This window comes from Streptomyces sp. NPDC029159 (assembly GCF_055564055.1).
The window spans coordinates 22,170-36,043 of the sequence record NZ_JBVHWT010000001.1 but is presented as its reverse complement, the minus strand read 5'-3'; the positions used below and the strand labels follow the sequence as shown (position 1 = coordinate 36,043).

Annotated in this window: 11 protein-coding genes; 6 read left to right on the top strand and 5 right to left on the bottom strand. The window is 72.8% G+C overall.

Features of this window, described 5'->3' with window-relative positions:
- Positions 1–10: 10 nt before the first annotated feature.
- The 3 genes from ACZ4U4_RS00160 to ACZ4U4_RS00150 all read left to right on the top strand — a co-directional run bounded on the left by ACZ4U4_RS00160 (position 11) and on the right by ACZ4U4_RS00150 (position 3,197).
- Positions 11–1,606, top strand: coding sequence for an alpha/beta hydrolase (locus ACZ4U4_RS00160; RefSeq protein ID WP_467867724.1), 1,596 nt, complete (start codon positions 11–13; stop codon positions 1,604–1,606).
- A gap of 109 nt (positions 1,607–1,715) precedes the next feature.
- A complete protein-coding gene (locus ACZ4U4_RS00155; RefSeq protein ID WP_467867723.1) occupies positions 1,716–2,183 on the top strand; it encodes a hypothetical protein in 468 nt (155 codons plus the stop codon).
- 102 nt (positions 2,184–2,285) lie between these two features.
- Positions 2,286–3,197 (top strand): GNAT family N-acetyltransferase, encoded by a 912-nt coding sequence (locus ACZ4U4_RS00150; protein WP_467867721.1) that lies wholly within the window; start codon positions 2,286–2,288, stop codon positions 3,195–3,197.
- Positions 3,198–3,586: 389 nt separating this feature from the next.
- On the opposite strand, the gene ilvD is transcribed toward ACZ4U4_RS00150, so the two are convergent.
- From ilvD to ACZ4U4_RS00130, 4 genes are all read right to left on the bottom strand, one after another.
- On the bottom strand, positions 3,587–5,425 hold the full coding sequence (ilvD, locus tag ACZ4U4_RS00145; protein ID WP_467867719.1) for a dihydroxy-acid dehydratase: 1,839 nt from the start codon (positions 5,423–5,425) through the stop codon (positions 3,587–3,589).
- A 207-nt stretch (positions 5,426–5,632) separates the two neighbouring features.
- Complete coding sequence (locus ACZ4U4_RS00140) at positions 5,633–6,229, bottom strand: MBL fold metallo-hydrolase (protein WP_467867717.1); 597 nt, start codon at positions 6,227–6,229, stop codon at positions 5,633–5,635.
- Between the two features lie 56 nt (positions 6,230–6,285).
- Positions 6,286–7,098, bottom strand: coding sequence for a sugar phosphate isomerase/epimerase family protein (locus ACZ4U4_RS00135; RefSeq protein ID WP_467868908.1), 813 nt, complete (start codon positions 7,096–7,098; stop codon positions 6,286–6,288).
- Between the two features lie 38 nt (positions 7,099–7,136).
- The gene (locus tag ACZ4U4_RS00130; protein WP_467867715.1) at positions 7,137–8,069 is read right to left on the bottom strand and encodes a Ppx/GppA family phosphatase; all 933 of its coding nucleotides are present in this window, start codon (positions 8,067–8,069) and stop codon (positions 7,137–7,139) included.
- A 121-nt stretch (positions 8,070–8,190) separates the two neighbouring features.
- Between ACZ4U4_RS00130 and ACZ4U4_RS00125 the strand changes: the two genes are divergently transcribed.
- Positions 8,191–9,084, top strand: a complete 894-nt coding sequence (locus tag ACZ4U4_RS00125; protein ID WP_467867713.1) for a DUF3109 family protein — start codon at positions 8,191–8,193, stop codon at positions 9,082–9,084.
- Positions 9,085–9,142: 58 nt separating this feature from the next.
- Here ACZ4U4_RS00125 and ACZ4U4_RS00120 read toward each other — a convergent pair whose 3' ends face one another.
- Positions 9,143–10,948, bottom strand: a complete 1,806-nt coding sequence (locus tag ACZ4U4_RS00120) for an RNA polymerase sigma factor (RefSeq protein ID WP_467867711.1) — start codon at positions 10,946–10,948, stop codon at positions 9,143–9,145.
- Positions 10,949–11,205: 257 nt separating this feature from the next.
- Here ACZ4U4_RS00120 and radA point away from each other — a divergent pair, with 257 nt between their 5' ends.
- Both radA and disA read left to right on the top strand, forming a co-directional pair.
- Entirely contained in the window at positions 11,206–12,618 is a 1,413-nt protein-coding gene (gene radA, locus ACZ4U4_RS00115) for a DNA repair protein RadA (protein ID WP_467867709.1), read from the top strand.
- A gap of 131 nt (positions 12,619–12,749) precedes the next feature.
- On the top strand, positions 12,750–13,874 hold the full coding sequence (gene disA / locus ACZ4U4_RS00110) for a DNA integrity scanning diadenylate cyclase DisA (RefSeq protein ID WP_030288727.1): 1,125 nt from the start codon (positions 12,750–12,752) through the stop codon (positions 13,872–13,874).

Here is a 13,874-nt window from a genome sequence, read left to right as displayed (position 1 = left end):
GGAGTAAACCATGGCATCCGATTACGCACGCCTTCTGAAGCAGGACTTCGGGGATCTCAAGGCCGCCTCCGAGTCGTGGCAGCGGGTCTCCGAGGAGATGGAGACGGCCTTCGACCGGCACCGTACGAAGGTCACCGGCCCGCTCCACGCCGACTGGACGGGCGACGACGCCACCGCGGCGCTGACGTTCCTCGAAGACATCGAGATGCGCCTCCACGTCGCCCGTACGGAAGCGATGACGATCGCCAAGACCCTCGACATCACGCGCTTCTGGATGGAGCAGTCCCAGACCGACCTGCGCAACGCGGTCCGCAGCGCCGAGTCCGAGGGGTTCGTCGTCGACGACTCCGGCGCCGTGGGCGAGGCCAGTTGCGAGGTGGACGAGAGTCCGGACGAGGCGAAGAGCAAGCTCGACCGGATGCAGCACTTCCAGGACGAGATCGACACCGCGATCAAGGACGCCCGGAAGGCCAGCGCCGACGGACACAAGGCGCTGTCGGAGCTACGCGGCGACCTCATGGACCGCTCCAACAAGCACATGGCCGCCGAGTCCGCCGCCGACGCCCAGCAGGCGATGAAGGACATCGGGGTCCAGGGGCCGCAGATCCCCGACAACCCCAAGGACGCCGCCGCCTGGTGGAAGTCGCTGGACGACGACACCCGCCGCGAGTACACCACCCTCTACCCGGAGCAGATCGGTAAGACCAACGGCCTGCCCAGCGACGTCCGCGACGACGCCAACCGCCTCCGGCTGGACCAGGAGCTGAATTTCGTCGAGGGCAGCGACCAGGCCATCCCCGGTATCCCGGAGGACCGCCACAACCTCCAGGTCCTCAAGGACGAGCTGGACAAGCGCGACGGCGCCACCGGCAGCAAACAGCTCTACCTCCTCGACTTCGACGAGTTCGAGGACGGTAAGGCCGTCATCGCCATGGGCAATCCGGACACCGCCGACAACGTCGGTGTCCAGGTGCCCGGCACCGGCACGACGATGGACTCCACCGGCGGTCAGCTCAACCGGCTCGGAAAGCTCCAGCGCTCCGCCGAGGAGGCCGAGCCGTCCGAGAGCACCTCGATGGTCTACTGGCTCGGCTACGACGCCCCCGAGATACCGGTCGCCGAGGCGCCCAACCTCGCGGTCGCGGGCACCGGCCGCGCCGACGACGCGGCCCCGGCCCTACGGGACTTCACCCACGGGCTGCGCGCCTCCCGCGAGGGCGACACCCCCGCCCATATGACGGTTCTCGGCCACAGCTACGGCGCCACCGTCGTCGGCGACGCGGACGCCGGCGGCAAGGGGCTCGGGGCCGACGACATCTCCGTCGTGGGCAGCCCCGGCATGACCGTCGACCGCGCCTCCGACCTGCACGTCGGCGCCGACCACTTCTACTCCGGGCTCGCCGAGGACGACCCGATCCGCCAGGCCCAGGGCCTCACCCTCGGCCCCGACCCCAACACCCAGGTCTTCGGCGGCACCCGCTTCAGCACCGACACTCACGGCCACAGCGGCTACTGGGACGACAACAGCAAGAGCCTTGCCAACCAGGGCCGGATCATCGCCGGCGACAAGCCGGACAAGGCGATGTATGCGCCCATCCAGATGTGAACCCTCGGCGGGGGCCGGTGTGCGGCGGCCCCCGCGCACGGCCCGCCGCATACGTGCCCTCCTGTCCGCCCTGGCCGTCACGGCCCTGCTGTCCACCACCGGAGCCTGCATGTCCGACACCTCCGCAGACCTGAACAAGCCACTGCCGCGCAAGAGCCGCGATGCCTCGCTGACCTGGGCGAAGCAGTACGTCGCCGCGATGGCCCACCATGCGGGCGTCACCCTCGGCGACAGGTTCGGCCCGTTCACCTCCTTCGAGGACTGCGTCGGTGCGGGCGACGAGGTGGCCGACGACGGCCGGTACACCCTCACGTACACCGCCTACGCCGACGTCCGGCGCGAGGAGCAGATCCCGGCCGTCCGCAAGCTCCGCGCGGTACTGAAGGCACAGGGCGACATGGACGTCTCCGGCTACGAAGAGCGCCCCGAGGAGCAGCAGGTCATCCTCGACGGCAGGCATACGAAGGAGCACTTCTCCCTCATCGCCGACAGCGTCCGCAAGACCCCCGACCTCCTCCGCCTCTCCGTCAGCACCCCCTGCTTCCTTCCTCCGGGGGCGACGCAACAGAAGTTCTGATCGGTGCCGCGCCCTCACCCGGCAGGCGAGAACTGCCAGGTGAGGGACGTGCGCAGCGAAAATGCCCGCGCACCGCGGGCAGGCCGTGGCTACGGTGACCCGATGACGGACATCAGAGTGCTGGACGAACGCACCGACTGGCAGCGGGACTTCGAGCGGCGGTTGCGGGACGCGTACCTCGCCGCCGGGCTCGGAGCGGAAGCGGCAGGGACCCGGGTCGGCAAGACCCGGGAGCGGGAGAAGACGGCGGAGTGGACCGCTGCGGAGATCGCCCAGGACGGGGCCCGGATCGGGTACGTCGCGGTGGGCGTCACCACTCACCACGGCATATCCGCCGGCCGTATCGGCGACCTCTGGGTGGACGCCGAACACGCAGGTCAGGGCCATGAACAGGCCGCCAGGTCCTGGGCCGAGGCATGGTGCGCCGAGCGCGGCGCCCGCCGGGTCGACGTCCGGGTCGCCGGACCGGACGGCGGCCTCTTCGCGGACTACCCGGTCGAGGGGGAGGTCCGGATACGCACCTTCGACGGCCCGCCGCCCTCGTCCGACCCGGTCGCCGTACGGCCGATGACGGCGGACGAGTATCCGCGCTGGCTCGCCGCCGAGAAGGACGCCTACGTCTTCGGCATCGTCCGCGCCGGTGCCCTGACCAGGGATGAAGCCCTCCGCAAGGCGGAGAAGGACTTCGCCGAGCTGCTGCCGCAGGGCCTGTCCACCCCCGGCCACGCCGTCCTCGTCCTGGAAGCCGAGGGCGCCCCGGTCGGCAGCGCCTGGCTCCACCACGGGAATCTGCCCGGCGTCACCTACGGTTTCAGCCTCAACGTCGACGCCGAGCACCGCGGCAAGGGCTACGGCCGCGGCGCGATGGCGGTGGGGGAGCAGGCCACCCGCGCCGCCGGGGACACGGCGCTGATGTTCACGGTCTGGGGCGGGAACGAGGTGGCGATGAATCTCTACGACAGCGCCGGATTCCGGGTACTGGAGACGGCCCGGTCGCTTCCTGTCGCCGGGTGAACTTCCGTCGAATTTCCCGAAGTTGTCCCGCGCCTGCGGAGGGAATGCGGAAGGAATGAGGCCCGAGGGGGAAGGTGTCGTACCCCTCAGGAATTCCGGCAGGCATTCCCCATGCCATTCGGTGGGAATGCTTGACGGCTTTCCGCGCCAAGGGGAATTGCGGATCGACCTGGGACGGTGGAGTTCCAGGGGATCCTGAACGCCCCGCCGGGCAGCTCGATTTCGTCCGGCCGAGGCATGGAATTTCCGTTGAAGATGCCTCCGCTGCGGCGGCGTCACATTCGAACACTGCGTAAAGGAAGGTCCGGCGCCCCGAAACGCCACGTGGGCCCCCGCCTCCCGGCGAGGGCCCACGGGTACCGGAGTCGCGCGTACGGACTCCGCCTGGCTCAGCTCAGCTTGCTCACATCGCGGACGGCGCCCTTGTCCGCGCTGGTGGCCATCGCGGCGTACGCGCGCAGCGCCTGGGAGACCTTGCGGTCGCGGTCCTTGGGGGCGTAGACGCCGCCGAGGGCGAGGCGGCGGGACTCCAGCTCCGTGTCGGGGACGAGGAGTTCGATGGTGCGGTGGGGGATGTCGATGCGGATGCGGTCGCCGTTCTCGACGAGGGCGATGGTGCCGCCGGACGCCGCCTCGGGGGAGGCGTGGCCGATGGAGAGGCCCGAGGTGCCGCCGGAGAAGCGGCCGTCGGTGACGAGTGCGCACGCCTTGCCCAGACCGCGGCCCTTGAGGAACGACGTCGGGTACAGCATCTCCTGCATACCCGGGCCGCCCTTGGGGCCCTCGTAGCGGATGACGACGACGTCACCCTCCTTGACCTGCTTCTTCAGGATCGCGTCGACCGCGGCTTCCTGGGACTCGCAGACCACGGCGGGGCCCTCGAACGTCCAGATCGACTCGTCGACACCGGCGGTCTTCACGACGCAGCCGTCCACGGCGAGGTTGCCGTAGAGGATCGCCAGGCCGCCCTCGGTGGAGTAGGCGTGCTCGATGTCGCGGATGCAGCCGTTCGCCGCGTCGGTGTCCAGCGACTCCCACCGCTCCGACTGCGAGAACGCCTTCGCCGAGCGGACGCAGCCGGGCGCCGCGTGGAACAGCTCGGTCGCCTCCGCGGAGGGGGAGCCGCCGCGGATGTCCCAGTTCTTCAGCCAGTCGGCGAGTGAGGGGGAGTGGACGGTGTGGACGTCCTCGTTGAGCAGCCCGGCGCGGTACAGCTCGCCGAGGATGGCGGGGATACCGCCCGCGCGGTGCACGTCCTCCATGTAGTAGGCGCCGTTCGGGGCCACCTTCGACAGGCACGGCAGCTTCCGCGACAGCTCGTCGATCTTCTTCATGTCGAAGTCCAGCTCGGCCTCCTGGGCGGCGGCGAGCAGGTGCAGGATCGTGTTGGTCGAGCCGCCCATGGCGATGTCGAGCGCGACGGCGTTCTCGAACGCGGCGCGGGAGCCGACGGAGCGCGGCAGGACGGTGGTGTCGTCCTGCTCGTAGTGGCGCTTGGTGATCTCGACGACGGTGCGGCCGGCGTTCTCGTACAGCGCCTTGCGGGCGGTGTGGGTGGCGAGGACGGAGCCGTTGCCGGGCAGGGCCAGACCGATCGCCTCGGTCAGGCAGTTCATGGAGTTGGCGGTGAACATGCCGGAGCAGGAACCGCAGGTCGGGCAGGCGTTCTGCTCGATGCGGAGGATGTCCTCGTCGGAGACGTTCTCGTTGACCGCCTCGGAGATGGCGTTGACGAGGTCGAGCTTGCGGACCGTGCCGTCGACCAGCGTGGTCTGACCGGCCTCCATCGGGCCGCCGGAGACGAAGACGGTCGGGATGTTGAGGCGCATCGCGGCCATCAGCATGCCCGGGGTGATCTTGTCGCAGTTGGAGATGCAGATCAGCGCGTCCGCGCAGTGCGCCTCGACCATGTACTCCACGGAGTCGGCGATCAGATCGCGGGAGGGCAGGCTGTAGAGCATGCCGCCGTGGCCCATCGCGATGCCGTCGTCGACGGCGATGGTGTTGAACTCCCGGGCGATGCCGCCCGCCGCGTGGATCGCCTCGGAGACGATGCGGCCCACCGGCTGGAGGTGGGTGTGGCCCGGCACGAACTCCGTGAAGCTGTTGGCGACGGCGATGATCGGCTTGCCGAAGTCCTCGCGCGCTACGCCGCTGGCCTGCATAAGGGCTCGGGCGCCGGCCATGTTGCGGCCATGGGTAACGGTGCGGGACCTCAGCTCGGGCACGATGGTCACTCCCTAGGGGATCGTCTCGGACGACCGCCGCTGCGGCACCGGAGGGGGGACGTCCACCCCGCCGCGTACCGGCGGCGTCGTACATCAGCCGTCCTGTATCAGCTTGTCCCGAGAGTACGCTGCCGATCCGCGATCCGGACACGTCCTCCACATGGTGAGACGGGTGCCCGGAGTGCGGACGCCGTGCGGGGCGGGCCCTCAGAGCGATTCGCCGGGCCGCAGATAGCGGTAGCCGTGGTCGGTCTCCTCGGTGAGCCAGCCGTTGACGCTGTGCAGACCCCGCTCGTTGAGCTGCCCGTCGTGGATCGCGAACGCCCGCCGTGGCCGGACCTCGTTGACGAAGTCGATCGCCTCCGACGTCCGCATCCACGAGCCGTGGACGGGAACGAGCAGCGTCTCGACGGGCCGGTCGGGTACGTGGAGCGCGTCGCCGGGGTGGTGGACCGCCTCGTCGACGAGGTAGCCGAGGTTCGCGCAGTCCGGTTGGCCGTCGAACACGGTCGCATGGCGCCCGCCGACCGCCCGGACGTGGAAACCGGCGGCGGTGAACTCCGTGCCGGGGGACACCCCGATGACGTCAAGACCGGGAAGGCGGGCGCCGGCCGGGGCGTGGACCGGTACGCCCAGCCCGGCCAGGCGGAGGACGTCGGCGTGATCCGTGTGCTCGTGCGTCACCAGCACGGCGTCCGCGCCGGTCAGCGCGGCCGGTTCGCTCCACACGCCGGGATCGATGACCAGTACCCGGCCGTCGCGTTCCAGCCGTACACAGGCGTGGGTGTACTTCGTGATCCGCATGACGCCCCAAGGTACTGCGGGCGGGGGCGGGGCGCCCGTCGATCCCTAGGGGTGTCTTACGCGCCCGGCGTCCCCGGCGGCGACGCCAGATGGAGCCGGGTGAAGGCCAGCGCCTCGGCGAGATCGGCCTCGCGCTCCGCCGCGGACATCGCGCGGCGGGTGTTGACCTCGACGACGACATGGCCGTCGAAACCGGTCACCGCCAGCTGTTCCAGCAGCTGCGCGCAGGGCTGGGAACCGCGCCCCGGCACCAGATGCTCGTCCTTGCCGGAGCCGCTGCCGTCGGCGAGATGGATGTGCGCCAGCCGGTCGCCCATCCGCTCCACCATCTTCAGCGCCTCGCTGCGCGACGTCGCGGTGTGCGAGAGATCGACCGTGAAGTGCCGGTAGTCGTCGTTGGTCGGGTCCCAGTCCGGCGCGTACGCCAGCATCTCGCGGTCGCGGTAGCGCCACGGATACATGTTCTCGACGGCGAACCGGACGTCCGTCTCATGCCCCATCCGCCACACCCCGCGCACGAACTCCCGCGCGTACGACCGCTGCCAGCGGAACGGCGGGTGGACGACGACGGTGGAGGCGCCGAGCCGCTCCGCGGCGTTCTTCGCCCGCTGGAGCTTGACCCACGGATCGGTCGACCACACCCGCTGCGTGATCAGCAGACACGGCGCGTGCACCGCCAGAACCGGCACACCGTGATAGTCGGACAGCCGCCGCAGCGCCTCGATGTCCTGGCTGACCGGGTCGGTCCACACCATGACCTCGACACCGTCGTACCCCAGACGCGCGGCGATCTCGAACGCCGTCGCCGTCGACTCCGGGTAGACCGAGGCCGTGGACAGCGCGACCTTCGCATCGGGGATGCGCACCACTGGCTCTGTCACGAAGGACAGGGTACGGGCCGCACCGCTCAGGGCGTGGGCAGGTGGTCGAGCCGGCGCAGGATCACGCCCTCGCGCAGCGCCCACGGACAGATCTCCAGCGCATCCACCCCGAAGAGGTCCATCGCCGCCTCCGCCACCAGCGCCCCCGCCAGCAGCTGGCGCGAGCGGCCCGCGGAGACACCGGGCAGCGCGGCACGCTCCTGCGCCGTCATCCCGGCCAGCTTCGGCACCCACTCCTCCACCTTCTTGCGCTCCAGCTCCCGCTGGACGTACAGCCCGTCCGAGGCGCGGGCGGCACCGGTGATCCGGGCCAGCTGCCGGAAGGTCTTCGACGTGCCGACGACATGATCGGGGTGGCCGTAGCGGGTGAAGTCGCTCACCACCCGCGCGATGTCGGCCCGCACCCGGCGGCGCAGCGCCCGCACCTCCTCCGGGCCGGGCGGATCGCCGGGCAGCGCGCCGCTGGTCAGCCGGCCCGCGCCGAGCGGCAGCGACGTCGCCGCGTCCGGCTCCTCGTCCAGCCCGTACGCGATCTCCAGGGAGCCGCCGCCGATGTCCAGGAGCAGCAGTCGCCCGGCCGACCAGCCGAACCAGCGGCGGGTGGCGAGGAAGGTCAGCCGCGCCTCGTCCTCCCCGGAGAGCACCCGCAGCGCGACGCCGGTCTCCTCGGTGACGCGGCGCAGCACCTGCTCGCCGTTGGTGGCCTCGCGGACCGCGGACGTGGCGAACGGCAGCACGTCCTCGACGCCCTTGTCCTCGGCCACCTGCCCGGCCTCCCGGACGGTCGCGACCAGCCGCTCCACGCCCGCCTCGCTTATCGCGCCGTCCGCGTCGAGCAGTTCGGCGAGCCGCAGCTCCGCCTTGTGCGAGTAGGCGGGCAGCGGGCGCGCGCCCGGGTGCGCGTCGACCACCAGGAGATGGACCGTATTCGAACCCACGTCGAGGACACCGAGTCTCATACGGGGAAACCTACTGCGGAGCCTGGGGCCGCCGGGGGCGCGGGGGCGCCCGCGGGGTGCGCACCACCGGGGCCCGGTCCGGCGGCGCCTCGCGGGGGCGGCGGACCCGTACGCTGGAGTCGTGGCTAAGACGAACAAGGCGAAGCGCGGGAAAGCCGCGGAGAAGGGCGCAAAGCGCCAGGCGGGCGCCCCGGCCGACGAGGTCGGCCTCGACTTCGCCCGCGCCTGGGTCACCTTCCCGGACCCGGCCGACGACGAGCAGCTCTTCCGCTGCGACCTGACCTGGCTGACCTCCCGCTGGACCTGCATCTTCGGCAGCGGCTGCCAGGGCATCCAGGCGGGCCGCGCCGACGACGGCTGCTGCACGCTGGGCGCGCACTTCTCCGACGAGGAGGACGAGGAGCGGGTCGCCGGTCACGTGGCGCGGCTCACGCCGGAGCTGTGGCAGTTCCACGACGTCGGCACGGAGAGCGGCTGGACCGAGGAGGACGAGGACGGCGACCGCCAGACCCGCCGCTGGCAGGGCTCCTGCATCTTCCAGAACCGCCCCGGCTTCGCGGCGGGCGCCGGCTGCTCCCTGCACCTGCTGGCGCTGCGCGAGGGCCGCGAGCCGCTGGAGACCAAACCGGACGTCTGCTGGCAGCTCCCGGTGCGCCGCACCTACGACTGGATCGACCGGCCCGACGACACCCAGATCCTCCAGGTGACGATCGGTGAGTACGACCGCCGCGGCTGGGGCCCCGGCGGCCACGACCTGCACTGGTGGTGCACCTCCGCCACCTCGGCCCACGGCGCCGGCGACCCCGTCTACGTCTCGTACGAACCGGAACTCACCGAGCTGATGGGCAAGGAGGGCTACGCCAAGCTCGCCGAACTCTGCGAGGAGCGGCTGGCCGCCACCCTCCCGCTGGCCCCGCACCCGGCCGACCCGGTGACCCCGCCGGAGTCCGCCCGCTCGGGGAAGGCCGTGAAGCTGGAAGTGCTGGACGGAGAGCAGCCCGGAGAGCAGCCCTAAAGAGGCGTTCCACCCCGCCGTTCCGGCCTCTGACCTGCCCGTTCCAGCCTTCTTCCGGCTACCGCACGGTGGCCACCGGCGTCGACGAATCCGCGGGCGTCGGTCCGGTGGGCGTGGGATCCGGTGACGCCGGGGGCGTCGGCGACGGTCGGGTCGGCCGGGGCACCGGGGTGGCCGGGCGGGGCGGCGCGGGATCCGGGGACGTGGGGCGCGGGCGGCCCGGGGCGTCGGCGCCCCGGCCCTCCACCGTGACGGCGGTGGCTCCCGGCCCGATGACGATGCGGGTCCGCCACGGCCCGCCCGGCTCCCGGTCGTGATCGACGACGACGGTCACCGCCGTGGTCCGCCCCGGCTCCAGCTCCCCGGCCGTCCGGCTGAGCTGGAGCCACGGGGCGCCCGCCGCCGCCGTCCAGCGCACCGGGGTGCCGCCGGACGCGCTGAGCGTGATGACGGTCGTCGCCCCGTGCGGCTGCGCCGCCACGGTCAGCCGCCCGGGGCCGGTCGCCCGGCGCGCGCGCCCGCCGTCCGCGCCGGTCACCCGCGCCGTCACCTCCCCCGGGACCCCGGACACCGTCGAGCGCGGGGTCGCCCCGGCGTTGCCCGCGTTCTCGTACGGGCGGCCGTCCAGCTGCCCGCTGTCCGAGTCGACAGCCGACACCGGGGGCGCGCTCTCCGCCGCACCCGGCGCGGGGGTGCTCCGGTACGCCGCCCACAGGGCCAGCACCGGGGCGGCCAGCACGGTGGCCACGATCGTGGTCGTCATCGCGCGGCTGCGCAGCCGCGCGCGGCGGGCCGCCAGATCCGTCGCACGGACCGGGAAGCCCCGGCGGTCGTAGCGTGGAGAACCGTTTGCCCCACCGCTGCGGCCCGTCCGGCGCGCGCCGCTCGGCACACCCGAACCGGCCACCCCCTCGGCCCGCCCGGACCGCGCCCGCCGGGCCGCCGCCAGCGCCCCGAACACCGCCTCCCGGGGCGCCGCGACCAGCGGCAGCGTCCCCCGGGCCGCGGGCGCGGTGCCCGGCCAGGGACCGGCGGCCGTCGCACACTCCGCGGTGGAGCGGCACTCGGCGCAGTCGTCGACGTGCCGCACCAGCTCCCGCCGCAGCACCGCCCCCAGCAGCATCCGGGTGCCGCCGGCCAGCCGCGCCACGTCCGGGCAGTGGCCGCGCTCCACCACGGCCAGCGCCGCACGGGTCCGCTCGACCTCGCAGGACGCGGTGGCCAGCAGCGCCCGGGTGGCGACCGGCTCGGTGCCGAGCACCGCGGCCACCTCCGCCGCGGGCAGCCGGTGGCGGACCGACAGCTCCAGCGCCTCGCGCTGCTCCGGCGTCATCCCCGCCGCCTCGGGCCACGCCAGCCGGGCCAGCTCGCGCCGCCCGGACTCCGGGTCCGCCGCCGGGTCCGGCGGACCGGGATCGGCCAGCCGCCGCAGGCACGCCCAGCGGGCGAGGGCGTAGAGCCAGGGGCGGTACAGGCCCGGATCGTCGGGGCGTCTGCCGTGCTGCCGCTCGGCGAGCGCCAGCGTCTCCCCGAGCACCGCCGCCGCCGCGTCGTGCGCGCACAGCACGGACAGGCAGTACGTGAACAGCCCGTCCAGATACGGCTCGTAGCCCGCGGCCCGGACGGGCTGCCCGGGACGGTCGGGGGTGCCGGGACGCGCGGCATGCGGCTGCCCGCCCGGAGTCCCCGGGGGCGGGGCCAGGACGGGCCAGGCGACGCGGACCGACCGCTCGGGGCGGACGGCCTGCTCGGGACGGTCGGAGGGCACCGGTCGGCCGGGGGGCTGCGGCCTGCTCCGATGCGAAGCGCCGCTGCGCGACCGGTGTGCGCCGGTGGTGTGCGTGGGGTGCTCGGGCCTGCTCATCACCCCGGCGACGGTAGGGCGATGATCCAGCCGCTTTTACCGTCTGGCCGCACATTCAACCCTAACGAGTGAGCATCTCACTCAAAAGAGGACATGAACCACCCGTTCCGCCCAAGCCTCCCGAAGGCGACGGGGGCGGGACGGGGCCCTCCGGCCGTTTCCCGCGGGTCCCTCAAGGCCCGGGCAGGGCGGTCCGCCGTCGCCCCGGCCGGTCGCCGCCGGACCCCGCTGTCACACCCCGCCGTTACGGTGACGTCATGGCAACCCGTAAAACGTCGGCCAAGGAGCGCCCCTCCTACCGATGCACCGAGTGCGGCTGGACCACCGTGAAGTGGCTCGGGCGCTGTCCCGAATGCCAGGCGTGGGGCACGGTCGAGGAGACCGGCGGCGCCGGGGCGGTCCGCACCACCGCGCCCGGCCGGGTCACCACCGCCGCCGTCCCGATCGGGCAGGTCGACGGCCGCCGGGCCACCGCCCGCTCCACCGGCGTGCCCGAGCTGGACCGCGTGCTCGGCGGCGGCCTCGTCCCGGGCGCCGTCGTGCTGCTCGCCGGGGAGCCCGGCGTCGGCAAGTCCACCCTCCTGCTGGACGTCGCCGCCAAGGCCGCCTCCGACGCGCACCGCACCCTCTACGTCACCGGCGAGGAGTCCGCGAGCCAGGTCCGGCTGCGGGCCGACCGCATCGGCGCGCTCAGCGACGACCTCTATCTGGCCGCCGAGACCGACCTCTCCGCCGTCCTCGGCCACCTCGACAGCGTCAAGCCGTCGCTGCTGGTCCTCGACTCCGTGCAGACCGTCGCCTCCCCGGAGATCGACGGCGCCCCCGGCGGCATGGCGCAGGTCCGCGAGGTCGCCGGGGCGCTCATCCGCGCGTCCAAGGAGCGCGGGATGGCCACCCTCCTCGTCGGCCACGTCACCAAGGACGGCGCCATCGCGGGCCCGCGGCTGCTGGAGCATCTCGTCGACGTGGTTCTGCAGTTCGAGGGCGACCGGCACGCCCGGCTGCGGCTGGTCCGCGGCGTCAAGAACCGCTACGGCACCACCGACGAGGTCGGCTGCTTCGAGCTGCACGACGAGGGCATCACCGGGCTCGCCGACCCCTCCGGCCTCTTCCTGACCCGCCGCGCCGAGCCGGTGCCCGGCACCTGCCTGACCGTCACCCTGGAGGGCCGCCGCCCGCTCGTCGCCGAAGTCCAGGCGCTCACCGTGGACTCGCAGATCCCCTCGCCGCGGCGGACCACCTCCGGCCTTGAGACCTCCCGCGTCTCGATGATGCTCGCCGTCCTCGAACAGCGTGGCCGCATCAGCGCCCTGGGCAAGCGCGACATCTACAGCGCCACCGTCGGCGGGGTGAAGCTCACCGAGCCCGCCGCCGACCTCGCGGTGGCCCTCGCCCTGGCCAGCGCCGCGAGCGACACCCCGCTGCCGAAGAACCTCGTCGCCATCGGGGAGGTCGGGCTCGCCGGGGAGGTCCGCCGGGTCACCGGCGTCCAGCGGCGGCTCGCCGAGGCGGCGCGGCTCGGCTTCACCCATGCGCTGGTGCCGTCCGATCCGGGCAGGATCCCCGACGGGATGCGGGTGCTGGAGGTCGCCGACGTCGGTGAGGCGCTGCGGGTGTTGCCCAAGCGGCCCCGGCGAGCGGCCCCGCAGGAGGAGGAGGTCCGCCGGTAGACTCTGCCCCGGTCCCGCCCGCCCCTCCGCAGTCCTGCCGCCGGGACACGTACGCTCCCTGATACGCCGCAGGACACCACGGCAGGGGCCGGGCGGCTGCGGACCGACAGACCTTGCGACGGAGGAGTGCAGTGGCAGCCAACGACCGGGCATCGTCTCCCGGCAGGTCCGGCGGGGGTTCCGGTACCGACGCCCTGATGCGCGCCTCGCTGAGCGCGGTCGCCCCCGGTACGGCCCTGCGTGACGGACTCGAACGCATCCTGCGCGGCAACACCGGCGGACTGATCGTCCTCGGCTTCGACAAGACCGTCGAGTCGATGTGCACCGGCGGTTTCGTGCTGGACGTCGAGTTCACCGCCACCCGCCTGCGCGAACTGTGCAAGCTGGACGGCGCGCTCGTGCTCGACAAGGACATCAGCAAGATCCTGCGCGCCGGGGTGCAGCTGGTGCCGGACGCCTCCATCCCCACCGAGGAGACCGGCACCCGCCACCGCACCGCGCAGCGCGTCTCCATCCAGGCGGGCTTCCCCGTCGTCTCGGTGAGCCAGTCGATGCGGCTGATCGCCCTGTACGTCGACGGTGAGCGGCGCGTCCTGGAGGAGTCGGCGGCGATCCTCTCCCGCGCCAACCAGGCGCTGGCGACACTGGAGCGGTACAAGCTCCGCCTTGACGAGGTCGCGGGCACCCTCTCCGCCCTGGAGATCGAGGACCTGGTGACGGTCCGGGACGTCTCCGCGGTCGCCCAGCGCCTGGAGATGGTCCGCCGGATCGCCACCGAGATCGCCGAGTACGTCGTCGAACTGGGCACCGACGGCCGACTCCTGACGCTCCAGCTGGACGAGCTGATCGCCGGTGTCGAGCCGGAGCGCGAGCTGGTCGCCCGTGACTACGTCCCCGAGCCGACCGCCAAGCGCTCCCGCACCGTCCCCGAGGCGCTCGCGGAGCTGGACGCGCTCACCCACACCGAGCTGCTGGAACTGCCGACCGTCGCCCGTGCGTTGGGCTACAGCGGTTCACCGGAGACGCTGGACTCCGCCGTCTCGCCGCGCGGCTTCCGGCTGCTGGCGAAGGTGCCGCGCCTTCCCGGCGCGGTGATCGACCGTCTCGTCGACCACTTCGGAGGCCTCCAGAAGCTGCTGGCCGCCAGCGTCGACGACCTCCAGGCGGTGGACGGCGTCGGCGAGGCCCGCGCCCGCTCGGTCCGCGAGGGCCTGTCCCGCCTCGCCGAGTCGTCGATCCTCGAACGGTACGTCTGA